The 25,825-nt window shown below is 43.1% G+C and carries 18 protein-coding genes; 1 reads left to right on the top strand and 17 read right to left on the bottom strand.

Going from position 1 to position 25,825, the window contains the following annotated elements:
• Positions 1 to 34 precede the first annotated feature (34 nt).
• Complete coding sequence (locus ACK8P8_RS14605) at positions 35 to 1,207, bottom strand: FecR family protein (protein ID WP_369860326.1); 1,173 nt, start codon at positions 1,205 to 1,207, stop codon at positions 35 to 37.
• 108 nt (positions 1,208 to 1,315) lie between these two features.
• On the opposite strand from ACK8P8_RS14605, the gene ACK8P8_RS14600 reads away from it, so the two are divergent.
• Complete coding sequence (locus ACK8P8_RS14600) at positions 1,316 to 1,867, top strand: RNA polymerase sigma factor (protein ID WP_099291560.1); 552 nt, start codon at positions 1,316 to 1,318, stop codon at positions 1,865 to 1,867.
• Positions 1,868 to 1,944: 77 nt separating this feature from the next.
• Here the strand turns inward: ACK8P8_RS14600 and ACK8P8_RS14595 are convergent, their stop codons facing one another.
• The 16 genes from ACK8P8_RS14595 to ACK8P8_RS14520 form a co-directional block, all read right to left on the bottom strand.
• The gene (locus ACK8P8_RS14595) at positions 1,945 to 3,168 is read right to left on the bottom strand and encodes a thioredoxin domain-containing protein (RefSeq protein WP_099291559.1); all 1,224 of its coding nucleotides are present in this window, start codon (positions 3,166 to 3,168) and stop codon (positions 1,945 to 1,947) included.
• 25 nt (positions 3,169 to 3,193) lie between these two features.
• Positions 3,194 to 3,691 carry an SRPBCC family protein gene (locus ACK8P8_RS14590; RefSeq protein WP_099291558.1) on the bottom strand — a complete coding sequence of 166 codons (498 nt, stop codon included), beginning with the start codon at positions 3,689 to 3,691 and terminating at the stop codon, positions 3,194 to 3,196.
• Between the two features lie 106 nt (positions 3,692 to 3,797).
• On the bottom strand, positions 3,798 to 4,976 hold the full coding sequence (locus ACK8P8_RS14585; RefSeq protein ID WP_099291557.1) for a TlpA disulfide reductase family protein: 1,179 nt from the start codon (positions 4,974 to 4,976) through the stop codon (positions 3,798 to 3,800).
• A 36-nt stretch (positions 4,977 to 5,012) separates the two neighbouring features.
• Positions 5,013 to 6,854 carry a thioredoxin fold domain-containing protein gene (locus ACK8P8_RS14580; protein WP_369860328.1) on the bottom strand — a complete coding sequence of 614 codons (1,842 nt, stop codon included), beginning with the start codon at positions 6,852 to 6,854 and terminating at the stop codon, positions 5,013 to 5,015.
• Between the two features lie 64 nt (positions 6,855 to 6,918).
• Complete coding sequence (locus ACK8P8_RS14575) at positions 6,919 to 8,427, bottom strand: PKD-like family lipoprotein (protein ID WP_369860329.1); 1,509 nt, start codon at positions 8,425 to 8,427, stop codon at positions 6,919 to 6,921.
• Between the two features lie 18 nt (positions 8,428 to 8,445).
• Positions 8,446 to 9,186, bottom strand: coding sequence for a DUF4843 domain-containing protein (locus tag ACK8P8_RS14570; RefSeq protein ID WP_099291554.1), 741 nt, complete (start codon positions 9,184 to 9,186; stop codon positions 8,446 to 8,448).
• Positions 9,187 to 9,198: 12 nt separating this feature from the next.
• Complete coding sequence (locus ACK8P8_RS14565; RefSeq protein ID WP_099291553.1) at positions 9,199 to 10,632, bottom strand: RagB/SusD family nutrient uptake outer membrane protein; 1,434 nt, start codon at positions 10,630 to 10,632, stop codon at positions 9,199 to 9,201.
• Positions 10,633 to 10,677: 45 nt separating this feature from the next.
• On the bottom strand, positions 10,678 to 14,055 hold the full coding sequence (locus ACK8P8_RS14560; RefSeq protein WP_369860330.1) for a SusC/RagA family TonB-linked outer membrane protein: 3,378 nt from the start codon (positions 14,053 to 14,055) through the stop codon (positions 10,678 to 10,680).
• Between the two features lie 178 nt (positions 14,056 to 14,233).
• Positions 14,234 to 15,391 (bottom strand): FecR family protein, encoded by a 1,158-nt coding sequence (locus ACK8P8_RS14555; protein ID WP_303179521.1) that lies wholly within the window; start codon positions 15,389 to 15,391, stop codon positions 14,234 to 14,236.
• 455 nt (positions 15,392 to 15,846) lie between these two features.
• On the bottom strand, positions 15,847 to 16,398 hold the full coding sequence (locus ACK8P8_RS14550; protein WP_186976030.1) for an RNA polymerase sigma-70 factor: 552 nt from the start codon (positions 16,396 to 16,398) through the stop codon (positions 15,847 to 15,849).
• A gap of 115 nt (positions 16,399 to 16,513) precedes the next feature.
• Positions 16,514 to 18,178 carry a hypothetical protein gene (locus tag ACK8P8_RS14545; RefSeq protein ID WP_410026006.1) on the bottom strand — a complete coding sequence of 555 codons (1,665 nt, stop codon included), beginning with the start codon at positions 18,176 to 18,178 and terminating at the stop codon, positions 16,514 to 16,516.
• 51 nt (positions 18,179 to 18,229) lie between these two features.
• A complete protein-coding gene (locus ACK8P8_RS14540; RefSeq protein WP_369860332.1) occupies positions 18,230 to 18,928 on the bottom strand; it encodes a DUF4843 domain-containing protein in 699 nt (232 codons plus the stop codon).
• A gap of 28 nt (positions 18,929 to 18,956) precedes the next feature.
• Entirely contained in the window at positions 18,957 to 20,450 is a 1,494-nt protein-coding gene (locus ACK8P8_RS14535) for a RagB/SusD family nutrient uptake outer membrane protein (protein ID WP_186976032.1), read from the bottom strand.
• Between the two features lie 11 nt (positions 20,451 to 20,461).
• The gene (locus tag ACK8P8_RS14530; RefSeq protein ID WP_410026005.1) at positions 20,462 to 23,809 is read right to left on the bottom strand and encodes a SusC/RagA family TonB-linked outer membrane protein; all 3,348 of its coding nucleotides are present in this window, start codon (positions 23,807 to 23,809) and stop codon (positions 20,462 to 20,464) included.
• Positions 23,810 to 23,918: 109 nt separating this feature from the next.
• The gene (locus tag ACK8P8_RS14525) at positions 23,919 to 25,064 is read right to left on the bottom strand and encodes a FecR family protein (protein ID WP_369860334.1); all 1,146 of its coding nucleotides are present in this window, start codon (positions 25,062 to 25,064) and stop codon (positions 23,919 to 23,921) included.
• 95 nt (positions 25,065 to 25,159) lie between these two features.
• Complete coding sequence (locus ACK8P8_RS14520; protein WP_292265335.1) at positions 25,160 to 25,717, bottom strand: RNA polymerase sigma-70 factor; 558 nt, start codon at positions 25,715 to 25,717, stop codon at positions 25,160 to 25,162.
• Positions 25,718 to 25,825 lie beyond the last annotated feature (108 nt).

The raw sequence follows: 25,825 nt of genomic DNA, 5'->3' as shown, positions 1-25,825 counted from the left end.
GTTTGCCGACTACAGAATGCATTCTCTACTTTTTTTACTTCCTTATCACTTTTATCGTGTCACTTTCAATCGTGAACTTCACTTCAACCCCTTCCTCGAAAAGTCGTAACATGGTTTCAATCTTCCCGTAACGACTGAGAGTCCCCGAAAAGACCAATTCTTTCAGAGCCGGATCGGTGAAAACAATCTTCACGTTATACCATCTTTCCAGTTCCCGTGCAATCTCTTCCAGCGTCTCGTTTTCAAAACTGAAACGTTTATCCCGCCACGCGATCTCGTTATACACTTTCACTTCTCTGATTTCCGGCGTTTCGGAACCTTCCGCCAGACTCAACCGGTAACCCGGTTTAAGTTTCAATTCCGCGATTCGATCACTGCTGAACCCGATTACACCTTCGACCAAAGTCGCTTTCAATTGCCCGTCGTCCCGGTAACGTTTGACATTAAACTCCGTACCGTACACCTTCACGTTACCCAAATCCGTCTCCACGATAAAAGGCTTACGATCATCCTTAGTAACGGCAAAATATGCCTCCCCCGATAAATACACGCGTCTTTCATCTCCCGCGAACACGGTCGGAATCTTCAACTCCGTATCGGAGTTCAACCAAACCATTGTCCCATCACTCAATTCTACCTGATACTCACCACCCTTCGGGATCATAATCGTGTTGTACGTTACTTCCGATTTTTGAAGACCACTATACTTGATAACGCCCGCGTCTTTCTGTACCTCAATCCCGTCCACCTTATACAACATCGTATCCGCCAACATCTCCACATCCACCTTTTTCCCGTCAGCCAAAAGAATAATCGCCTTATTCCCACCGGGTACCCATTCTTTATTCACATTAGCCAACCGATCCGGCTGCTTCTCTCCTTTATTCAAGAACAAAATACCTCCGCCAACAGCCAACAAGATGAATAAACAAGCGGCAAAACGATACACGTACCGGACGATCTTCTTTCGCCTCGAATCCCGCTCTTTCCGTACATGCTCGTCAAATCCCGCGATCATCACGGATATATCCGTATCCAACTCACACGTCGTTTCGTCAGCCGACCAAACCCGATGAATACGCTCGTAATACTCCTTATGCCGTTCGTCCCTCGTCAACCATTCTTGAAACATTGCCTCCTCCGCAGGCGACAACGTCCGGCGAACTTTTCGCAACAAGATATCCCAACTAATATGATTTTTCTCCATAATTTTCAATCCAATCATTCGGTTTTGTCTATAATTAACACGAGATCAAAAAACGGATGACATGATTGAGGAAAAAAATTTATCTTTGTCAAAAATATTCTATCTCGGATGGACGAATTCTCGAAAAAGGATGAACTGGGCTCCCGAATAAAAAAGCGGGATGTAAAGGCTTTTCATGAATTGTACCGGACTTCATTCCGTCCTCTGCAACATTATGCCATGCGTTATCTTTATGACTGGAAAGAAGCAGAAGACATGGTACAAGATGCTTTTCTATCCCTATGGTCGTACCCGGAAAGGTACGATGAAAAGCAGTCCGTTTCATATTACCTGCTCGGAATCGTGAAAAACAAATGCATGAATTATTTGAGGAACCTTGACATTCAATATAAACATCAGGACAAAATCATCGAGGCAATGTTATTCTCAAATATTGAAGACCCGGAAATCGATGAAGATATTCACGAGCGACTCAACCGTATACTGGAATTATTGCCGGACAAACAACGCGAAGTCGTGTTATTGCACATCGTGGAAAAGAAGAAAATCAAAGAAATAGCGGAACAAATGGATATTGCCGAAACCACGGTAAAAACTCACTTCAAACGTGCCATGACAATCCTAAGGAACAATCTTAAATTCATTTTATTCGGGATATAAACATCATGCTGAACGCAACAAAAGACCTTGCGTTCAGCATGACACAAACAATAAAACGGACTTTCGAAACCTGTCAATCAGTTCATCCGAATAGCCCTTACAGCTTTTCCCCCGCTTCTTTTCTCCCCTTCTTTGTTATATTTTTCTTCTTCCATTTTGGCTTTGTCCGCACCTAAAGTATCGCCGTTTTTAGTCAACAGGCGGGCTTTGGAGTTCATCAAGTTAGCCTTGGCGAAATAGTCATTCGTCCGGGCACATCGAGCATCAAGCCAATCAATACCTTCCTGCACAAGGGCTTTGTCGTCACAACCGGTCAAAGCCTCGATATTGTTCTGGAAATACATCTGATCTTCCCCGCCACGGAACACGTTGTACTTGAAGGCTTCCCGCATACTGTTCAACATTCCCCGGTAATCACCCTTTCTTATATATTCGGCAGTAAATAAAGTTGCCAAAGAACCCGGCACGAAAGCATAATCCAATGACTGGAGAAGTTTGACCAATTCGGTATTTCTCGCCTCATCAAAATCCCCGTTACCCGGACGCCAATACGCGATCTCCGACACGGCTCCTTTTATTGCCATTTCCAATTTATAATCCACCACCTCTTTACCGGCAACTTCATAGAAACGACCGATATTAGCCATCACCTGCCGCAAAGGTTTTGACAACGGATCACTCACGTTCTTCTTGATCAAATCCCAGTTTTCCTTGGTCACGATCTCGTCGTCCGACAAAGCATTCAAGTATTCCGCGGCAACGGCACCCTGTTTTTCCTGCATATAGGCAGAAGCCAACGCGTTCAGATAACGACTCAACAGATCAACACTTCTCTCTCCCGCATCATAACGCATTGTCAACCCGCTCAAGTTATTCCGTGGATCATTGGCAATCTTTCCGCCCTCCATCAACCACTCGGCAGAACCGGCGCCAACCATCTTATGCACCACTTGTCGCGTGTTCGGGTCCACGAAAACCAAAGTCGGAAACGCCTTCACGTCAAAGGTGTTTTTCAGTATCACACCGTCGGCATCTTTCTCCATGTCATACTTCACGTTCACGAAATCCCGGTTAAATTGATTTCCCACGTCCTCACGGGTGAAAACATTGGCCGAAAGCATTTTACAAGGTCCGCACCATGAAGTGTAACAATCAATAAAAATCAACTTCTTCTCTTTCTTTGCTTTCTTCAGAATCTTTTTCCATTCCTTGGTTTGTTCGAAACGGATTCCCTGTTCCTGTGCCCGGGCACCCAGAACAATCGCGGTCAACAAAATGACTATCACGTACAATCTCTTCATTACATACAATATTAATTAGACATCCTTATGATTTAAACTTCTTTTTCAAGCCGGAAACGATATCGTCAAACTCCTTCGTGATACCTTCTTTAAATTCCGGGCTAAGTTCGTCAAACCCGAAGAAAACCGAAAGTACTACCTCACATTTTCCATCTCCCTTGGGATAAATGTCAAACGCGTACACCCATTGTTTTTCCCCGGCATAGTCGGATTTCGTCACGAAATAACAGATTTTGAAATTGTCATAGTCAATCACGCTGATGTGTTGACTTCTTTTCTTTCCGGCTTTCGTTTCCAATTCAATTTTGGCATTCAATGCCTTTTCCTCGCAGGTAAAAGTCTTCACTCCCGAGAATTTCCTGTAATTACCCGGTTCGGACATATAGTCCCATACCTTTTGCGCAGAAGCCTTCAAAACGACTTTCTTCTCCACCGCCGGCGGGATTCTTTTAGCCGCAGTCATTTGCGCGGAGGCGATGCCTGCCGTGCAAAGTATCATCATTAAGCACAAAAACTTTTTCATCTCTCGTTTTTTTATAGAGTTGAGGAATACCGTACGGTTGCTGTGTCGATCGAAAAGAAGCATAATATCTCTCGTTATACATGTATCCCTCAAACTCTTGTATTATTTACATGCCCATTGCCGGCATGGCAACACTCTTTTTCTTCCCGCTAACCAATTCCGCCAACTTGTCGGTCAAGGCTTTTCCCCTCAAATTCTTCGCCACGATACGCCCTTCCTTATCGATAACCAAGATATAAGGGATTCCCGAGAACTGATACTGTTTCATCACGTCTTTCCCGGCTTTCGGGGCACACACTTGCGCCCACGGCATATTCTCCTCTTTCATTGCCTTTCTCCAAGCGGCATCATCCTTGTCAATCGACACGCTGAAGAATACAACACCCTTGTTACTGTATTCCTTGTAAGCCTCTTTCAAATGAGGGATTTCCGCGCGACACGGACCACACCAAGAAGCCCAGAAGTCCAACACGAGGATTTTGCCCTTGAAGTCCTGCGGTCCCAGTTGTTTCTTTCCGTCGGGCGTGGGGAACGAAAATTCTGGAGCCATTTTCCCTTCAGCCAAACGCTCCTTCTGTGCTTTCGCCTCGGCTCTATCCGCCTTGAATCTAAGCAGGGGCGCGTAATTCGGGTTCACTTTTTCCAAACGGGCAAGCACCTGTTCTACCAATGCCTCGTCTTCCTCGCCACGCAACGCGGGCAGTACCGCCAACACGCTATTCCGGTCGGCATAATGCTCCGCGAGGAATCTTGCACGGGCACGGGACTCGTCACCCAACATATCGTAAAACTTCCCGGACACTTCCTGTTTTGCCGCATCGTCAATCCCGGGGATGCGATAAACTCCTTGAGAAATCCCGATCATCAACTGGTACCCCCGGTAACCGTCCCAGTTCATGAGATTCATCACCTCGTTGTTAGGTCCCCCGTTAATATACACGTAAGGGGGATTTTTGATTTTAATTCTAGCGGTATCCTCCCCGCGGAAATTAATTTCCAAATCTTCGTCCTCTGCCCAAAACGACACGGACTGCCATTTCTGGCAATCCAAGGTGTAAACCCCCGGTTTGTCCACTTTCATTTTAAACTCGTACGTGCCGTCAGCGTTCACTTTACATGAATCAAGAACCGTCTTGTCAAAGCCTTGACGTTCCACGATTTCCATGTTAAAACGGTTGTACGGGAATTTCACTTTTCCCTTGATCGTTATCGTCTTTTGGGCGAAAACAGAACTTGTAAGCATCACCATACAAGCTACAAACATTACACTTAAAAATTTCCTCATACTATTATTATTAAATCCATTAAAATTCAACGCAACTTATTTTAATTCAGCCGCCAATTTCTCGAAATAGGTACGGTACGACATCGATTCGGCGGCGGCATTCTCGAACCAACGGGCTGCACGTGCCCTCAACTCCTTGTCTTTGCAGTTCTTGGTTATCCTTAGCCCCCAGTTATACAATAACAAATCCGAAACCTTGCCATTTTTCAACAGCGCGTCACCCTCAGTCACGTAAGTTTTCCAGTCCCCGGTCTTCTCGGCATTATTCATTCTCGCGTTCGCCGCGATGTCTTCCCAACCGTCAACTTTCGCCTTTTTCATCCGCTTCACGTAACGCTCAAAACCTTTCTTATCCAACACCTTTGCGCCCTCTTTTTCCTGCACGAACCGATTCGCCCCGGTTGCCCACACGGATTGTATCTTACGATTCACTTGTTGTTCCCCGTAAAGTGAAACGAGATGTTCCCGGTTCGCGTATACATACCGGAACAAATCACTATCCACATCATTCACGTACCGGACAAAGATATCCCAATACTTTTTCTCGTTCAATTTCTCCCGGTCGAGCGTGGCGAAATACTCCAACGTCACCTTCTGTGCGTCCTCTCCCAAGTTAGCCATCCCGAGCACTTCCAGATAAGAAGTTATAAACTCCGGCTCCCGGTTTCCATCGGCATACTCGTTTTGCATATAACTTAATCCTTTACCTTCCAACACGAGTTTCCCTTGCCTGATTAATTCATCCGCACCCAATCCTCCTACCACGCAATGTACTATTTCCCCGTCACCATGAATAAAATTCAACGTGGGATAAGCTCTCACGCCATAACGCTTGCTCAATTCTTTCCCCTCGCCCTTTTCCATGTCCACCTTCACGTTAATAAACTTCTCGTTGAACAAAGCGGCAACATCAGGATCGACAAAGGTCGTTTGAGCCATTTGTTTACAAGGTCCGCACCAAGAGGTATAGCAATCCATAAATATCAATTTATTCTCTTGTTTTGCCTTTGCCAGAATCTCGTTCCAGCTCCCGGCGGTAAATTCTATCCCCTGTGCTTTTTTCAAAGCCTCCTGCCCGTACCCGATAAAAGGTTCCGCTTCGGTGTAACCACCTGCCAAATACACGAGCTTACCATCCCCATTCACGAAAACAAAAGCGGGATACCCCGATGTCCCGTATTTCTGTGCCAATTCCTTCTCTTTACCGAAATCCAACTTCAGATTGATAAAATTCTCGTTGTAAAAATCAGCCACTTTATCCAACGAGAAGATATTTTTCACCATCATCACGCACGGTTGGCAGTAATCGGTATAAGCATCGATAAAAATCAACTTCTTTTCCTTCTTCGCCTTCACCAACGCCTCCTTGAACCCGATTTCCTCGAATAGAATAGAACGTTTGTTACTTCTCTTTACTTCCGCTTCTTTCACCGCCTTTTGTCCCTTTTCCAAAAAAACTTCCGGTTTCTGTGCTAAAATAAAAGGACTGACGACACCCAGAATATCCCCGTCCGGCATAAAGAAACCGTAAGTGGGGTACATATTCATCACCAGCTTCGGGGCAAATGCCTTCCCCGCCTCCGTTCCCATATCTATATGAATGGCCACGATATTCCGGTTACAGAAATCCATAATCCCCGGCACGGAGAACAATTTCCGCTCCGCCTCATCCCGTTTCTTCCGGTCTTCGGGAGTACGAGCCTTCATCATCGCATCGACCAACACGATTTTGCCCTCCTTTTGAGCCAACTCCGCGGCTTGTTCCCACGTCAGATCCTTGAATACCGATTTATACTTCTGTGCTTTCACCGGCAATCCAAACATCACCAACAGGAGAACAACACTCAACCACGTTCCGATTCTACTATTCTTTTTCATGGATAATTCTTTTTGAGGCTGTCTGAAAGATTCTTTTCAAACAACCTCATTTCTCTATACTTATTTATTCTTTGTACAATATATCAACGATCTTGCCGAAATCGCCATAAGGTTTATCGGTTCCGTCCACGATCGCACCCGTCAATTCATTGAATCCTACCAAGTAGATTTTTCCTTCTCCGCTACCTGTCAACGTCGAAACGATCAACAGTTTCCCGTCTTGAGCATGTCCGGAGTTTTTAAATACTTTAATCCCGGTAATTGTTTCCCCGGTAAACGAGTGAACGACAGTTCCCGCGTTTGTCGAAGCATATTTATACTGGCACAAGTCACTACCGGAAGAATAGAAACACACGTTTCCTTGATTTCCGAAAGCGTAATAAGAATCCCCGTTTATTCCTTCACAGCTATCCATCGCGTATTTCTTCACCGGCGAGGCTTCCGTTCCGGAGAAATCCATCACGTACAATGCGTACTCGGATGTTTGCGTGTCGTAAAAAACAGCATAAGTGTAAGAATTGAAACCGTTATCCATAAACTTCAACTCTTTGGAAGCACCGATATCATCCAGATCGAACTCACCGCTTGCGGTAGATTCAAACTCACCCACCTGTGAACCGAATATATTTATAGGGGCAAAACGTTTGTTTTTCTTGTCGAAAATCACGGTTGAGAATGTACTGGTAGATATACGCGGCAAATAAGGAGCCGCTTCATAATCCCCGTTCAACCGGTCGCCAAAGGTTGTCACCCCCATAGACGTGTGATCCCAAACGTAAACCAATCCGTTATTGATAAGCATCTCTATCGGGCGACTTGTTACCATAAAAGCCCCGGGAGCGGGAGTTATACTCATCGGGAAAGAGAACCACGACGGATAATCACTCGACATAATCTCGTATGTATCAATATCCAAGGTTACACCTCCGGTTTCAGTAAAGAAATAAAGTGCTTTATTATCCGTTGCTGCATCAACAGAAACAAATCCCAGAAATTTCCCATCCGTTATTTCCAGATCATTAACACCGGAATAGACATGATAATAAGTCTGTTCGTCCGATTCCAAGATATCCGGCAATAACTTGGCAGACTTTATCAAATGCAAATCATAGATACCGTTATTCTCATCCATCACGCACAACCCGCGGGAAACGAGAGTTTCAACATTCAACTTTAACGTGAAAGCCTCTTGAATATTCTGAAGATGGTCGGTCACCGTCAAGGTCAGGTAATACGCACCCGGTATCTCGTAAATAATCGTATCGAACACCGCTTTCGTGTACAACACGACTGCCGAATCATATTTAGTCACATCTTCATCCTTCTGGGGGACTTGCGGGTAAATTTTCCACTCGTACGACAGATCTTCCTTGTTCCCCGCATATTTCACATCCACGGGTACTTTAAAATTCTCGAACTGATACGCCGTTTGTTGTGCCTTAATACCTGTCGTGTCGATCTGCAACGACGTTAATTCCTTGTAATCATAATTACCCTTGTCATCATAGCAATTACATAAACTGAAGATGGCAACCAGTAAAAAAATGATCTGTATTATAAATCTCTTGTTCATAAAATCATCGTTTAATTGTTAATCCGGGAATGTTACTCGATCTCCTGTTTTAGGATCTACCAGAGGTCCGTTCTCGGCTTCATATTCTGCCAATTTTTCTTTCAAGATTCTCTTCGCCGGCGAGAATTTCGCGTCATTACCCATGAATCCCATCAGATTCCAAGCTGAAAAATCCCAAACACCTAACTGCTCGTAAACGAACAAGTATTTAGTTTGATTACACTCCCCGAAATAATCACTCACTTTATTCATAAACCAATTTTCACCACCTACCCACTCTTCCGGAATGTCATCCGAAACCGTGATAAAAAGTGTTGTCCGAAGTCCCGCTTTCAAATCATCGGAATCCACGAGTTCAACCAAGAAAGATTTAGCCCCGTCCTCCAGCAAATCACTTGAACGCAAGACTTTCAACGGTATTTTTACGGAAACCTCGTTTTTAGGCAGCACAAGCCGGTCTTGTATCTCGTAATTAGTCCCGGCAACAGCTCCATTCTCGCTCGTGATCTTCAGCCCGATTGTCCGGTCGTAATTTTTAGCATACCCCATCAACAATATCTCAAGGTCAATGTCGGTATATTCATCCAGCACGAAGCCATAAACGACATCAATCGTGTCCCTTTGTAACCCCATACTCGTGTAATTAAAATTCACTCGCTCCACATCATTGTAATACGGGATTTTTTCTTTCTCGCAGGCAGTCAACACAAAGGTCAAACATACCGGAAGCCATAAAAAATATCTTATCATGAATTTCATAATCTCTGTTTTTTATTTTCCAAATTCCAGTTCATTCTCCGGTTTCGGGAATACATAATTCACCGTGTAGCCATTCAATTTCTCATCCTTCATCCGCTTATGATAGAAAAAGAGTTGTCCTTCACAAATAAATTCACGCTGGTATTCCTTCAAGATTTCTTCCTGCACGGCATCCCCGCTATTCACAACCGAAGCATCCAACAACTCCGTGTCTTCATATCCCCGGTTAGCGAGCACTTCGTTCAATCGGGCTACCGCCACGGAAGGCGTTGCCTTATCACACTCCGCCACGATATAATACATCTCGCTTAGACGGATCATCGGCATACGGTCACGCTTGGGCGTGTACAATTGACCTTCCACCGTAATTCCATCCATCTGCCACAGTTTAGAAGGTACATCCCCTATATAATTCGTGGTTTCGAAGAAGAAACTACGAAAATCATTCCCCGCGACAAACAAACTACCCGGGGAAATCCGCGTCAATAAAGGCACGCTCGTACCCGTGAAAGACCCCTCGATATAATCTTTCAACTTCCTTATATTTAAAGCGAAAAGATGTTCCGTGGAAAAAGTACGGTCACGCAACTCCTTTTTCTCGTTCAACACGTCGCCCCTCGTGCTCCAAGGAAACAACTCCCGATTTTCGTGAGCCTCGATCACGGCAATGGCACTCTTACGGGCTTCGGTCGGATTGCCCGCGTACATGTACACGCGTGCCATCAACCCCATAACCGCGTAATAATTCAAGTGATAATTCCGGTTTATCAAATAACCGTTGTCATCACTCGCGGAAACTTCCCGTCCCGTCAGCACAGGATCATTTGCCAGACACGTAGCCGCTTCTTTCAAATCCTTGATAATTTGTTCCGTGACATCTTTCGGGGAAACCGACACGGTTACCTGCTTCGTGAGTTCATTGACATAAGGAATCCCGTCTTCGGCGGAAGCACTTGTCGCGTCCGCGCAAAACAAACGTAACAAATCAAAGTGCATGAAAGCCCTCAAAGCCAACGCTTCCCCTTTTATAATCTGCTTATTATCCCCCGTGAACACGGCTTTTGAATTATCAATATAAGCCAGAATACTATTAGCGTTCGCTATGGCGTTATACAACCCGTTCCAAAGCGTGTCGATAATCGGTTTCGTGTTCGTTGCCTCGTACTCGTATTTCAACGCGTTCGCGTAACGATGATTGGAGCCGATTCCTCCCCATTGCTGGGCGACCACATCCACTATCCCGTAAGTCAACTCTCTACCATACAGAGAAGATTTTGTCATCGCCGTATAAACGCCCGCCAAAGCATCCTTGAACCCATCCTCGGTGGAGAACATATCTTCGGCTTCCATCTCGGTTTTCGGTTTTACGTCCAGCCAGTCGTTACACGCCACCATGCTGAAACAAACCAAAATCCACAAACTATATTTTAAAAAACCTTTTCTCATAATCTAGTCGAATAATTGTTTAGTATATTCATAGCCTACCACCTGTTAGAATGTCGCTTGCAGCTGGAACGAGAAAGAACGGGCAAACGGGTAATCCGTACCTCTTTCCGTCTTCACCGTTGACAGACGAAATACATCATTCATGTAGAAAGACAATTTCAACCGCTCGATAATACCATTCTGCATGAACTTACAATTTCTGAAATCGTAACCGACATTCAGAGAAGTCATTTGCAATTCGCTCAAATCCTGCACGAAGCGAGATGTCGGGCGCGTGAAATAATTCGGGTCGGTAACTCTCTTGAACTCGGCTTTTTGTCCCGGTGTGGTCCATCTTCCGGTATACACCCGACGGTCCACGTTGTAAGTCATATCGCAATTCTCAACCTTGTCTACCAACGTTTGATTATACATCTGTCCGCCCAAACGGAAATAGAAAGAGGTATTTACAGAGAAACCTTTCCAATCCAAGTTAAAACCGAATGTTCCCGTGTATTTCGGCAACTCGTCACCGCAAACGACTTGATCGTTGGCATCCCACGTGTAAGTCAGTTGCCCGTCCTTTGTCAGAAACAGCTCGTTTCCAGTACCCGGGTCGATCCCCAAAGACCGCACCGCCCAAATGGCACTCATCGATTGTCCCTCGGCGTAGCGAACGGACGGTTTCGTGGTCTTTTCTTTCGTACTTTGATCATAATTGAAATCTTTGTCGGAATCCTTATCATCATTCATGCTTGACAGAGCCTCGTTAATCTCTTTGATCTTGTTCGTGTTGTGCATCAAAGAACCGAACACGTTCAAGTGCAAATCCTTATCCGCATCATTAATCGCGCGCACGCTTACCTGCAACTCGAATCCTTTGTTCTGTGATTTTCCCAGATTCTCCGTGTAAGAAGAGAACCCGGCGGAAGGCGGTAACGTTACCGGGGTCAACAAGTTACTCGTGTTCTTGATATAATAATCAAAAGTCAAATCGACACGACCAAATAATGATACATCGATTCCGACGTTATTATCCTGTGTCTTTTGCCATTGCAGGTCGGGATTAGCCAAACTCATCAAGTAAGAACCGATAATGTTATCGTAAACTTCGTTTGAATAATACTTGTAAGTAGAAACCGCCTGATAAGAATTGAAGTTCTGTGAACCCGTGTAGCCCGTGGAAACACGCAATTTCAAACGTTGCAACCACCCAATGTCATTCAAGAATTTCTCGTTGTGCATGTTCCAACCCGCACCAACAGACCAAAAATGTCCCCAGCGGCGATCAGCCCCGAACAACGAAGACGCGTTCGCCCGATAGTTACCGTCGAACAGGTAGCGGGAATCGTAAGAATAGTTCACGGAAGCCAGAAAACTCGTTTCTCTGGACAAAGACTCGCTTCCACTCGGTTTTCCTCCGGCAAGATACTGTTGGGCATGAGTGATGTAATCCAACTTGTCATTGGCAAATCCCTCCGCTTGAAAAGTAACGGATTCCGATTTCGTTTCACCGAGGCTCCATTGAGCGTTGGCAAACATCACGTGTTTATCCCAAGTCTTCGAGTAATTCAAAGCGATATCCGTCGTTAGGGTTGTCATCTTCCCGTTCCCTTTCGTGTATTGACCTCTCTCGAAATAAGCGTCGTCCGTGATATCGATATCACGGAACATCGTGTGATCCCTCGGGTAAAAAATATCCGATTCATCCGTGCGGGAAGTGAAACCGAAACGCCCCGTGGCTTTCAAATCATCAAAGACACTCCACTCGATATAAAAATTATTTGTTATATCCGTGTATTTACTTTCGTCTTTCGTGTTTAAAGTTTTATTTATTAGCGGGTTGTAAACCGGGTTACTCCCGTAGGCCACCTCTACCGGGTTCAACACCTCCCGAATTGTCCCATCTTCATTGTTCGCCCTCCAGTACGGGTTCAGTTTCGCGTAATCGGAAAATGACCCGTAAGGGGAATTATCGGCTTTATTATGCAACAAAGAAAGTTGTTCCCGGAAAAGCAAAGATTTGTAACGATAAGAAAAAGTAAAACCTCCGCCGAATGTTTCCCGGTTGGAACCCTTCATAACACCCGCCACGTTGTTGTAACTCACGTTAATATTATACCGGATAAACTCATCGCCACCCTCGAAATTCAACGAGTGCTTGTGCCCGATCCCGGTACGTAACGGTTTGCTCAACCAATAGGTATTGACACCCCGCTCTACCTCTTTATTCAATCCCGCGTACAATTCATCCAACCGCTGTTGACTCACCGGGTGATTCGTGGACGAGGTATATACCCCGGACAAACGCTCCACTTCCAGTTTCTGCCACGCGTTACACAAATTATAACTACTTAAATCCGGGGCTTGGATATCCATACTCCCGGTATAACTTACCGTCATCTTACCGATCGCCGGACGTTTGGTCTCGATAACAACCACGCCGTTCGCCCCCTTGGAACCGTAAAGCGCCTTTGCCGTCGCGTCTTTCAACGTCGTGATAGACTCCACCCGGTTCATATCCATGTCCATCACCTTCTCGATAGTCTGTTCAAAACCGTCCACGATAAAAAGCGGCTGGTTCGGGTTCGTCTGGTATTTATCCTTCATGTCCGTGAAACTGGAAGCACCGCGCATCTGGATTTCCGGCACCCGGTTCGGGTCGGAACCGAATTGATTGCTCTCTATCACCTGAAAAGAAGGATCAAGGTTTTTCAAGGCTTGCAGGACATTCATATTACTCACTTTCGCCAGATCTTCCGCTTTCACGGTACGCGCCGCACCCGTGTAACTCTCAGCCTTCCGGGTAAAGATACCGGTAACCACGACTTCTTCCATCTCCTTCACGTTCTCTTCCAACGTCACGTCTATCGTTTTCTGCCCGTCGTACACGACCTCTTTCGTCAACATCCCCACGTACGAGAATACAAGTACCATATCCTTGGTCAAGGGAAGAGCCAACGAATAGCGACCGTCAATATCGGTAGCCCCACCTAAAGCCGTTCCCTTGATGACGATTGAAACCCCGGGCAACGTTTCCCCTTTTTGATCCCGCACCGTTCCCATCAACGTGATCTGTTGCACTTTCTCCGCCTTTACCGGGGCTTTCCGTATCACCACCACGTTATTGGTCAATTCATATTCCAGCCCGGTACCTTCCAGACATTCGCGCATGGCAGAATCCACGGTAACATTCTTTACCGCGTAATCCTTTCTTCCGACATGTTTCAAATCGTCGTTACTGAACATGAAACTCAACTTCGTCTGGCGTTTGATCTCGTCAAAAACCTCTGCCAACGAAGCATTTTTCATATCCACACTAACCCGATCCGTGTTTTGTTGAGCGAATGAAAATGATACTGACAACAGTACTATCTTCACGGATAACAACAATTGGCATAGCCACCGGGGATACCCCCGAAAACTTTCATGATCTCTCTTCATAAAATAATTTGTTTGATTTTACATTAGTCTATTTCACAATCTCTTCAATTCTGTTTGCGGCAGAAATGATCGGCTTTCTTTTTTTCTTTTAATTATTTTCCATAACTTTGTTTATTGATTTTACATTAGTCTGTTAGCAGACTCACAAGGGAATGGTATTTGCGGTACCGTTCTCTTTTTATTTTAGAGTCACATGGTTCCCCTCCACGACAAACGTGATCCTTTTGATTTTTTCCATCAAATCAAATATATCGGAAACCTCCTTGTACTTCAGGATATCCATCGTGAAACGCAACTCTTTCTGCTCCGGGCTGCTGTACGAAACCTTGAAATCATACCAGCGCTGCAACTCTCTCATGATATCTTCCAAACGGGCGTTCACGAACACGATCCGTCCCAGCTTCCAAGCAATATAATCATCCACGTTGACCTCTTTCACCTCTATATTACCAGCCTCATCCACCTTCGCCTGCTCGCCGGGTACAATCCGGTGCACGCGACTCTCGCTCTTCACCTCTACCGCCCCTTGCACCAGCGTTGTCAACAAATCCGCCTCGTCAGCATAAGCCCGAACCCCGAATTCCGTTCCCAGCACGGAAATATCCGCCCGCTCCGTTCTCACCGTGAACGACCGTTGTTTCTCGTGCTCGACACTGAAATACGCCTCTCCCGTCAACCAAACGACGCGTTCCTTCGAATTAAAATGCACCGGTATTCGCAGTTCCGACTCGGAATTAAGGTACACGGTCGTACCGTCCTCCAGACGCACGATATACTCTCCCCCTCTCGGTATCTGGATCACGGTAAAACTATTATCAGCGACAACCGCCTCGTTATTTCTCATGAAATTCAGCGTATCCTTCTGATTCACCATCACCGCCAACCCGTCATTCACGCGTACCGTCGTGTCCCCGAAAAGAGCAACTTTCTCCCCGTTGGATAAGGTTACCACGGCTTTGGAACTCCCGACCTTAATCTCCTCGTGTGCCAATAAAGTTGAAGAATCTCCCTGTTTTGAATCCGACATCAACCAAATCATTCCACCCACCATCAACGGGAAAATAATCGCCGCCGCCACTCGAAGCACCCGTGAACGAATCTTTCGACTCCTGATAGCCACCGTTTCCCTTCTCAACCGCTTCCACCGATCATCCCGCGACACGCGATTACGGTCCGTGACAGCCCTTTTCAAATATTTCCCCGAGTGCAAACCTTCAAAGAAATCCCTGTTCCGCCCGGATGCATTTAACCATTCATCCAACCGGCGTTGTTCATCTTCCGAAATATCATTCAAAAGTGCCTTCGTTATCAATCTCTCAATCTCCCGTGTATTCATCAATTACTCCTATCTTAAAATATTTTTCTATCTTTCTTATCTAAGAACTCCAAAAAACAAAAAAGGTAGTATAGAAATATGGCATTTTTTCAGAAAAAAAATCTATCCTGTTCAGTTATCTTACAATAATTAATAATATATATATCAGGTATTTTACTATTATTAAATTTTATATAAATACAATTTAAATTCTATTATTTTGCCTTTGGAATAGGCTTTGAATAGGAGTTGAATAGGAGATGAATGGGAGTTGATATAAATCAACTACAATACAAATATATCATATATACTTATTATTTAACTTATTTTACCTCGAAACCAACTCTCTCGGGAACTGACCTCTCCCGGATTTTTATTCTATTTATTTCCATCCCACCCCTTCCGAAGGAAAATTTTGGGATGGGAAAACTATAAAAGAGCAATAACGTGGGGAAATCAATTTAAAATCACGGCATTCACGAATACAAGTACATCATAAAACAAAGGAGATGTTTCAAACGTTCCCTCAGATAGTTATTCGCGTTTGTCTTATGTTTTTTAATGGTCGTAACGGCAATATTCAACTCCTCCGCAATCTCTTTATGACTCTTTCCTTCCAGACTCTTCGCGTACACGTTCCGACAGGCTTCCGGAAGTTCTTCAAAAATATCATTTATCAAGGCATATATTTCAGCCTCGATCATCTGGTACACGAACGACTCTTCCGCCTCCTCCACTTCAAAACCTTCCATTCGTCTATCTTGTCTCTGCTTATCCCGCAGGAACGTCAGGCAATGGTTACGCACCACCCGGTACAAGTAAGCCTTCAACTGTAACTCGTCCTCGAACTTATCCCCTTTTTCCCATAACTTAATAAAAATATCCTGCAAAAGATCACACGCCAATTCCTCATCCCCCACGTAACGCATGGCGAAATACTTTAAAGCGGCAAAATATTGTTCATATACCTCTTTAAATGTTCTCGAATCCGACAAACATATTCTTCCGCTCCGGATTGTATTTGTCATATATTCATATAATTTTAGACGAAGACAAATATAATTGTATTTCTTCAAACAAAAAAGCGGTGTCGTACACGACACCGCCTAATATCACTAAAGCATACACTATAATTCTCGCAAACTAATAGTAATATAACGCAACAGCTCCCCCGTCAAAATTTTTATTTACCCAATAATGTTTCTGTACCTCCCCGGGTTTCTGCGGATCGTCATACAATTTCAACACCCTAAAATCCCCGTTATCAAAAATAGCACCAAACACGCGCCCGTTGAAATATCGCTGGGCTGCATTGTCCCCGTCGCCTCTCCACGTTGCAGTGATAACAAAATCTTTCATATTGCCCTCTTCCGTGAATTCATGTATTTTTGAAATAGCAGTACCTTCCATACTCATCGAATACAGAGCCTTCCCCGCCCCGACATACATAAAGTCATTATAGCGCTTATCCATCGCTATTTTCACAAGACCATGTCCTTGTTCTATCAATCTTGCCGCGTCAACAGGTAATTTCAAATTAGAAACAGCTTTATAATTTATCGAATGCTCTGCCGTGTACAAAACAGTATTTAACTCGAACGTTTGTATATAAAAATCCGAACCGTCCTTATAGATAACATAAGTATTATTATTAAAAAAACTTTCATGGAAAAGTATCGCATAGATCTCTTTATCAAAATTATCAAGAAGCACATAACCGTCAGGTAAACTAGCTATATTGCTTGGACGAGATAAATCATGAACCGCATAATAATCCAGTTTTTGATTATACCCGTTTGAAGCTGTCATAGCAAGAATCCGTTTTCTTTCCTTTTCATAAATAATCGCTAATTGATCTTTCGCTGTCACACGTTCGGCTTTAATCTCTTCAGAACCTTTATCCGGTACATCATAAGGGTCGTCAAAGACCAATGGTTCAAGAATAAAACGTCCCGTGTTCGGATTCCCCGCGTCATAATTCACACGCGTGTAAATTTTCCCAGACTTATCCAACAACAGCGAGGTAGCTCCGACAGTTTCAAAATTTACCGGAATGCAATTAGTCGGTTCCCCCACGAACTCATCTTTCATGGAAACGATTTTTTTCATATCTTCAGAATTCACGGCAACGGATTTCCGCCAATCCCGGTCCAAGATTTGCAAAGCACTGTATCGATCAGCCGGATCCGGAGCCAATCCCGTAATACGGGATATTTCCACGGGATCTTGCCCCAATTCTTCTCCATCATTGTAAAGAGGATACACGTTTTCATGTGGAATATATTCCGTGACCGAGAAATTAGAATAAAGCCTTCCGTCAAGTTCCACGTTTTTCTTCTCCCAATAACGCTCGACAAAATCCATTTGAGTGACACCATTACTTTTACCCAACACGACAATTCCGGTACTAAAAGGTCGGCGTATCTCCACGAGAAAACCATAGATCGTGGCATTACCAGCATTTTTCCGATAAATAAACAACTGCCCGTTCCCTCCTTCCGTGAACACGTGCCGTAAATTTTGCTCTGTTGAAATCACTTTACCATCCATCCGCCACTCGTAAGTCAATTCATCATCACCGTTGTATTTCACCTCCAAATCTAATTGCAATTCATCACCCGCGGTCACCTTGAATCTGGCATCTATAGTATTTTCATGAAGATAAAATCTTTCTTGATCCTCTATATTTGTTATAATAACGGTATCAGGCAATACAATATCTTTATAATTCAAATTTGTTTTGTCATCCATGCAACCGGTTAATAATATATAGCCTAAGAAGCATATCATTAAAATCTTATTTCTCATAACCTATTTTTTTTGGTCCATTACAATACATATTTCTTAGTTCTATAAAAATCATCCTGTAATCGTAACAGACATTAAACGTCCATCCAACTCGTATCTAGGTGTTTTTTCCAAGGCTCTTTTAAACATGATAGCGTAATATCTCTTTTCCGAAGGATCCAAAATCCCAAAATCACGAATGCCTGTTTCTTTTACAAATTCATCATATTTCTCTTTAGAATAATCGCCCAAATAAGCCTTAGCGATATCATCTGTCCACCATTCAGGCCACGAGAAAATATCCAGCACCGTAATCTCTATAAACAGAGAATCTGCCATATAAACTTGAAAATCCGAATTAGGTACTAATTGCAATCTCAAGATTTTACTCCCTTCTTTTAATATAGCCTTTCGCTGTAATTTCACGCACATCGTGTCAATAAAATCTCCATCCTGTTGAAACGGTTGTTCTGTTTCCAAAATGAAACAATCCTCCGGGAGTGTCGTTTTTTCTTTATCCACGTTAACGGCAAAATACAACGTTTCAGTCAAATTGTAGCCTCGAAATTCAACAGGGACGGAAATAATTTTCTCCGTGGTATTATCACTCTCGTACGCGAAATTACACTCGACTTTGTAGTAATCCTCGCCGGATTCGCTCCCGAACATGAACTTGATAAACCTTTCGGGAGTAAACATTTCCGGTTTTTCCTCTTGACACCCGTAAAACGCCAAGCAACCTAATAAAAGAAGTAAAAATATGATTCGCATAATTGTTTGCATTTATATTACACACCATTTACTGCACCCCGGCTTCCGTGTCCGGTACCGGCATAACTAATTTCCCATTATGAGCGACAGTTGTTCCATTCTCTCTTAACGGCAGGTTCAATCTCTTGTACACGTAAACCATTTGCCCCTCGCATAAAAATTCCCTACGGTATTCCTTAACCAACGCCTCCATAAAAGTACCTTTATCCACGTCAGCCTTCAAGTTATAAACCGAATTATTTCGGGCGTCCACAACTTTATTAAATATCTCGACAGCCAAAGCCCGGTCTTTATCAAAAACAGCCTCCGCCGCGATATAATAACATTCGGGGAATCGAAGTACCGGTTCCAGAGATTTTGCCGCAATCATATCACTTTCTTCCCTTCCTTCCAAAGAAAATTTAGTAACCATGTTTTTGGGGATCGCTTTCAAACGCACATCATCCGCGTTCTCCGAGAAAATTCCACTTTTATCGTTCAGCACTAAAAGCCAATCTTTAGCCGAGGAACTAAAATATCCTTCCGTCCAAGTAGACAATTCCGAGTTATAAGGAGCAAAAAGTATTTCCGAGTGTAACCGGGGTTCAATCGTACTTAACTCCATCGGGTCCCCAATATACCCGGGAGCGACAAACCTAAAATTCGTTCCTTTGTTCACAACGTTTATCACCTCATTCGCGTGTTCGAACGCCTTATCATTTTCCCCGGCATACAAGCAGACTCGGGCAAGCAATTGAGATATAGCGTAATAATTCAATCGATTGGCTCGATAATTGAAAAACTCATCAACACCTAAAACTTCCCCCGCTCCGTTATCCAGTTTAACACGGGAGTCGTTCAAGTAACTAAAAATCTTTCCCCCGGGATATTGTACATCCGTGTCAAAAGGTTTAATCCACTCTTTAGCTTTCTCCAAATCCGCAATCAAATACTTCAGAATGTTCTTCGTCGCTACCGGAGGATTCACGATAGACGGGTATGTTGTCACGTAAGGAATAAAGGCAGACTCCCCGCCATTGTCAGCGATAGGGGCTTTAGCAAAGATACGTAACAATTCAAAATGCATGAGAGCCCGTATCGCATAAGCCTCGGCAAGAATCATATTTTTAGTAACATCCCCATACTTGAATTTTACTTCCCCGTCATTTTCCAATCCTTGAATCAAATTATTCGCCTCCGCGATAACTTTATAGCTATCCAACCAGATAGAGGCGGCTATCGACTTTGCCTCACTCTTGTCATACTCGAAATTAATCACATCCAAGTAGGGACGATGCGCTTTCTCGTTCAGACTATAACTACGTCCCCAAGCTTCCACCGCACCCCATGTCAACTCCTTCCCGTACAAATTCTTGCCGGACATATCAATATATACACCGTTCAACGCGATATAATACCCTTGTGCCTTCTCGAATAATGTTTCTTCATATATATCCAGTTCCGGCTTCACATCCAACCATTTATCACACGACGAGAATATAAATGCCAGCAAGACAATATTTATTATATATCTTTTTTTCATGACCTATATCTTTAAAAACCTACATTTACTGAAAAACTATAACTTCTGGCAAACGGGTAAGACAAACCTCGTTCCTGCTTGATTGATGATACACGGAATACATCGTTCATGTTAAAAGCCAACTTTACCCGGCTAAAACGAATCTTTTTTAGTATATCCGAAGGTAATTCATAACCGACAGATACAGATTGGAGTGTCAGCGTGTTGTCATCTTGTACAAACCTACTGGTTGGATTCGTGGGAACATTATATTGCTTCAAGCTCTTGAAGCCGGCTATATCACCTTGCTTTTTCCACCGGTCTGTAAACACTCTTTTATCCACGTTATTTTCAATATCAGCATTCTCTATTTTGGTTTGTAACGTCTGGTTATATTGCTGTCCCCCGTATGTATAAGTAAAATACACGTCCAACGTCACACCGTACAATAACAAGTTTGAAGACAAGGTACCATTCATTTTCGGTTCCGTATTCCCGATAGCAACATTCTCCGAAGCGAGCCATTCCGTACCGTAACTCCCGTCTTTATAACGGAATATCTCATCTCCTGTTTGCGGATTTATCCCCAATGACCGCATGGCGTAAATTGATGTTGTCGAAGCGCCTTCCACGTATTTCAACAAAGGTTTTTTGGTTTCGATTTTATGGGCATTATCCTGATACTTCTCTTCTATCTTTTGATTATATGACTTCAAGGACTCGGAAATCTTCTTTATCTTATTTTTATTGGATGCCACATTAGCCGTAAAATAAAGTTGAGCGTCAGATTTAGCTAATGCTTTTACCCGTAAACTTATCTCGTAACCATTATTGGTAATCTCCCCGATATTATCCTTGTAAGACAGAAATCCCGAAGATGAAGGAATGTACATATCAGCAATCAAATCCACCGTCCTGCGGAAATAATACGTTCCCGTAAACACCAAAAGCCCGTCCAAAATATTAATTGTAGTACCTAAATCCGTTATCTTCGTTTTTTCCCATTTCAAGTTTTTATTTCCCATGGCTGTAATATTTCCTCCCAACCCTGTAGGATAAACCGATTTGCTGTTAATCGTATACAACGTGCGAGCCGTGTTAGCGGGGAAATTAGCCTTACCCGTAACACCATATGAACCTCTGATTTTCAATTCCGAGAGCCAATTTACTCCTTTCATAAAAGCATAATTATGAATATTCAACCCCAGTCCCATCGACCAGAACGGCGCAAAACGGGTTTCGCTCCCAAAAGATGAATTTCCATCCATTCTCCACGTGGCGTCCAACAAATAAATATTCCGGTAGGTGTAATTCAAAGATACTATCGTTCCGAACAATCTAGTTTTTTGTTGAAAAGTTGTCGGGGCATTCGGAAATTCTCTCGCGAATTGCGGATTAGCAAACCCACCCGCCGGAATATCTCTCACGTACACGCTATGGCTCTCGTCTGAACTCTCTTTCACGTTGATACCGGCAAACAAATTAATATTATGATACCCGATCATATCGTTATAATACCCGAATACACTACCGTCTATCACTGTCGCGGTTGTATTTCCAACAGTCATTTCCCCTTTATAAGGCTTGTTGTGATATTGCCCGGCTTCGGGTGAGGTATAAGCATTAGAAGAGCCTGTCGTGTAAGTCAAGGCAAGAGAACCTTTGAAATGAATTTTATTCGTCAGATAATATTGGACAGAGAAATTATCTATAAATTCCTTGCTTTTCGTTTTATCGAAACTACCCAGATAGGCATCATACAACGGATTACTGGTCGTACCGTTCGGTGTTGCAGTCTTTATTACTTCGGCAACTGTTCCGTCTTCATCCAAATAAGAATAGTAGGGATTCATAGTGGTATATTTGCTAAACGAACCGAAAGGAGATTCCTCCGAATTAACTCCCGTGTACGTGGCACTATTCTTGAATAACAATTTCCCGATATTATACTGTAACTCTAAACCCAATCCAAAGGTTTTTCTTTCGGACCCCTTCATCACCCCGTTATTCCCTTGATAATTCACGTCGATACCATAACGAAAACCGTTTGTTCCCCCTTCCATTCTTAGATAATGTTTACTACTCGCCGTATTCCGAAGCGGCAAAGCCAGCCAGTCCGTGTTATTCCCCCGCTCGATTAATCTTAGTTTCGCATGATAGTAAGCCTGCTGATAATACTCCTGATCAAACAATCCGGCTTCTTTTTCCGCCTCTACTTTTTCCTTGGCATTCATCAAATTATAATCCCGCAAGTCAGGAACCTGTACATTTAGGTTATACCCGTAATTAATCAGTATTTGCCCATCTTTAGGAGTAACGGTTGTTATCACCACAACCCCGTTCGCGGCACGAGAACCGTATATTGCCGTGGCTGCCGCATCTTTCAATAAAGTGATCGATTCAATCCGGTTAATATCCATGTCGTACACTTTATTAACACTCACCTCGAAACCGTCCAAAATGAATGTCGGTAGATTCGGGTTATTCTGCAATGCCGTTTTAGACACATTCACCTCATCCAATTCAGTCAATCCGATACCGGAATCTCCGCGAATGCTTATTTTCGGCATCACGTTCGGGTTAGAACCCATCTCGTTATTAACAGCAATCCGAAAAGAAGGATCCAATACTTGAATGGATTTCAATACATTTACTTGGGAAATCTTCTTTAATTCCGCAGCCGTCATCGTTTTCACGTTTCCCGTGTAAGACTGTCGGGAAAGATTGGCATACCCCGTCACAACGACATCTTCCAATGCAACCTCACTCTCTTTCATAACAACATTAATCGTGTCTTGACCGGTATATCTTATTTCCACGGTTTCCATCCCGATAAAAGAATATTCCAGAACAATCTGCTTACCGAGAACAAAGCGGAAAGCATACCGCCCGTCTTTATCCGTTGCCGTACCCAACTTCATATCCTTTATCTGTATTGTAACCCCGGGCAATGGAAATCCTCGTTCATCCTTTACCACTCCCACTATCTTACCCTCCTTCACGCTATCCCGAACAACCTCGGCACGCCGCTTGAAAATGACGACATTACCCATAAATTCATAAACCAGATCCGTTCCCTCGATACATTTATCCAACACGGCAACGATATCCGCCTTTTTTAAGTCCATCGTTTTCAAACCGATCTGTGAGATATCCCGGTCATTATAAACAAAATTGAATGACGTTTGTTGTTTTATCTGGGCAAAAACTTGAAGCACAGATGCATTCTTCACCGAGATATTCAACTCGACTTTCTCAACAATCGTGTCTGCCCTTAAAGCATTTATCCCCATAAACACAAAAAGAAACAATACAGACAGCATACGCCTTATCTTCCGTGTATAAAAACACAAGCGTTTCATGTAGTCTTTTTTTTCCATAAAATTGTTTTTAGTTCATATTTAAATTATCATCTTTATAAAAGGCCGTACATTTCCCGAGGACTAAATATTTTCAGCCCCATAAATAATTGCCCAATTCCCTATTTATTTATTTTCTATAAACAAGAATTTGATTCCCGACTAATTCAAAATATACTTTATTCGTCTTTTCTATTGATTTCAACACGGGATTTATTTCCCCGTACTTCTCTATATCCAATGTAAAACATTCCTGTTTAATGTCATTGGAAAGGAAGACGACTTCCATACTATACCATCTTTCCAAAACTCTCATTATTTCACCGAGAGTTTGATTTATAAATACAATACGTTCCTCCTTCCAAGCAACATAAGGATACACGTCTACATCCGAAACAACAATCTTTCCCTCCGAATCGACTTTTGCCTGCTGATTAGGTTTCAATCGATATACCGATTGCAAATAAGCCACTTCAACACTTCCTCTAACCAAGGTCGTGGTGGCAATATCGCCCTGATAAGTATTAAAATCAAACTCGGTACCTAGCACCTTGACTTTCAGGTCACCCGATCGCACGACAAATGGGCGAGTACTATCCTTTGCCACGGAAAAATAAGCATGACCTATTAATTCCACCTCACGGCAATCTTTACTGAATTTTTGAGGGATAACAAGAGTGGACATCGCATCCATGTGGACAACCGTCCCATCCTCCAAGCGGGCTACATACTCCCCGCCGCGAGGGACTTCCAACCGATGCTTATTCATTGAAAGATTCTCGACCTCTTGTGCAAGAAAAGCAACCGTATCAAGACGATTTTCCACGGGAGCCTCGGTCACGTTCATCTTCAAAACAGAATCTTTGAAAACAACAAGTTTTCCGCCTTCAGCCAAATAGATCACGGCTTTCGAGTGAACAAAAGATTCATTGTTTACCAGATTCTCTTTTTTTACAGGCTCCTCCTGTTTCGTGTACGTGTAAACCAACATGCATACCATCGACAATATTACAGCTACTGCCGCAGGAATCATGAAAGCCATCCGTTTACGGCGTCGCTTGTATCGGATTTTCTTATCCAATAAAAACCATTGTTCTTGAAGCACTTTTTTATGTAACGGGTCCATGGCCTGTTGCAAATAATCAGGCGAGCCTATTTTGCGGAAAAGGACTTCATGACGATCGGATTCTTTTCGCCATCGTTCCAGTTCCCGGGTTTCCTCATCGTTTGTCCCGAATGTAAAATACTTCAATAATATCCGAGAAATTTTATACATAATCACTTTAATATAAATTCATCTATTTCATGTATCTATATTAAAGACGCCAAAATTCTATGGAGGTGTTATGCTTTTGGAATAATTTTAGACATTCAAATGTCAGGAGCCATTAACATCATCAATATCAACAACTTCTCCAAACGTTCCCGGATATAATGATTGGCATTATTCTTGTGTCGTTTAATTGTATTTATAGCGATATGCAGTTCGTCCGCGATCTCTTGATGAGATTTTCCTTCCAGACTTAAACGATACACTCTTTTGCAGGATTCCGGTAATTCTTCAAAAACCTGATTTATCATGGCAAAAACCTCTGCCTCTATAACTTTACTAACAAAGTCTTCTTCAAGCTCATCACAAGTATATCCCTCCAGACGCTTTTCCGCCCTTCTCTTGTTTCGGATATAAGTTAAACAATTATTACGTATTCCCCGGTAAAGATATACTTTAAGAGTTTCTTCATTCTGAAAGACTTCCCCTTTTTCCCACAACTTCATGAAAAAGTCTTGTAACAAATCAAAAACGACCTCCTCATCCTTTATATATTGCAGGGCAAAATATTTCAAAGCGGTGAAATACTGCTCGTATCCCGCCTTAAACTGCTTGGAATCGGAAAGATCCACTATTTTTACTGATTCATTACTAACCATCACTTACATATAAAAGATCCACACTCACTATCACACTTCAATAATTCAAAAATAACGAAAAATAAACACCTTTCAACAATTACACTCCGTTTTAACATTCATTCAGGC

Source organism: Butyricimonas muris, assembly GCF_046365375.1.
Classification (GTDB): Bacteria; Bacteroidota; Bacteroidia; order Bacteroidales; family Marinifilaceae; genus Butyricimonas; species Butyricimonas muris.
The sequence above is the reverse complement of the archived record's forward strand: the minus strand, read 5'-3'. Positions and strand labels throughout refer to the sequence as shown.

Bases quoted from the DNA above. Each gene is read 5' to 3' on its own strand.
- ACK8P8_RS14605 (WP_369860326.1), bottom strand. From the start codon at position 1,207: ATGGAGAAAAATCATATTAGTTGGGATATCTTGTTGCGAAAAGTTCGC.
- ACK8P8_RS14600 (WP_099291560.1), top strand. From the start codon at position 1,316: ATGGACGAATTCTCGAAAAAGGATGAACTGGGCTCCCGAATAAAAAAG.
- ACK8P8_RS14595 (WP_099291559.1), bottom strand. From the start codon at position 3,168: ATGAAGAGATTGTACGTGATAGTCATTTTGTTGACCGCGATTGTTCTG.
- ACK8P8_RS14590 (WP_099291558.1), bottom strand. From the start codon at position 3,691: ATGAAAAAGTTTTTGTGCTTAATGATGATACTTTGCACGGCAGGCATC.
- ACK8P8_RS14585 (WP_099291557.1), bottom strand. From the start codon at position 4,976: ATGAGGAAATTTTTAAGTGTAATGTTTGTAGCTTGTATGGTGATGCTT.
- ACK8P8_RS14580 (WP_369860328.1), bottom strand. From the start codon at position 6,854: ATGAAAAAGAATAGTAGAATCGGAACGTGGTTGAGTGTTGTTCTCCTG.
- ACK8P8_RS14575 (WP_369860329.1), bottom strand. From the start codon at position 8,427: ATGAACAAGAGATTTATAATACAGATCATTTTTTTACTGGTTGCCATC.
- ACK8P8_RS14570 (WP_099291554.1), bottom strand. From the start codon at position 9,186: ATGAAATTCATGATAAGATATTTTTTATGGCTTCCGGTATGTTTGACC.
- ACK8P8_RS14565 (WP_099291553.1), bottom strand. From the start codon at position 10,632: ATGAGAAAAGGTTTTTTAAAATATAGTTTGTGGATTTTGGTTTGTTTC.
- ACK8P8_RS14560 (WP_369860330.1), bottom strand. From the start codon at position 14,055: ATGAAGAGAGATCATGAAAGTTTTCGGGGGTATCCCCGGTGGCTATGC.
- ACK8P8_RS14555 (WP_303179521.1), bottom strand. From the start codon at position 15,391: ATGAATACACGGGAGATTGAGAGATTGATAACGAAGGCACTTTTGAAT.
- ACK8P8_RS14550 (WP_186976030.1), bottom strand. From the start codon at position 16,398: ATGACAAATACAATCCGGAGCGGAAGAATATGTTTGTCGGATTCGAGA.
- ACK8P8_RS14545 (WP_410026006.1), bottom strand. From the start codon at position 18,178: ATGAGAAATAAGATTTTAATGATATGCTTCTTAGGCTATATATTATTA.
- ACK8P8_RS14540 (WP_369860332.1), bottom strand. From the start codon at position 18,928: ATGCGAATCATATTTTTACTTCTTTTATTAGGTTGCTTGGCGTTTTAC.
- ACK8P8_RS14535 (WP_186976032.1), bottom strand. From the start codon at position 20,450: ATGAAAAAAAGATATATAATAAATATTGTCTTGCTGGCATTTATATTC.
- ACK8P8_RS14530 (WP_410026005.1), bottom strand. From the start codon at position 23,809: ATGGAAAAAAAAGACTACATGAAACGCTTGTGTTTTTATACACGGAAG.
- ACK8P8_RS14525 (WP_369860334.1), bottom strand. From the start codon at position 25,064: ATGTATAAAATTTCTCGGATATTATTGAAGTATTTTACATTCGGGACA.
- ACK8P8_RS14520 (WP_292265335.1), bottom strand. From the start codon at position 25,717: ATGGTTAGTAATGAATCAGTAAAAATAGTGGATCTTTCCGATTCCAAG.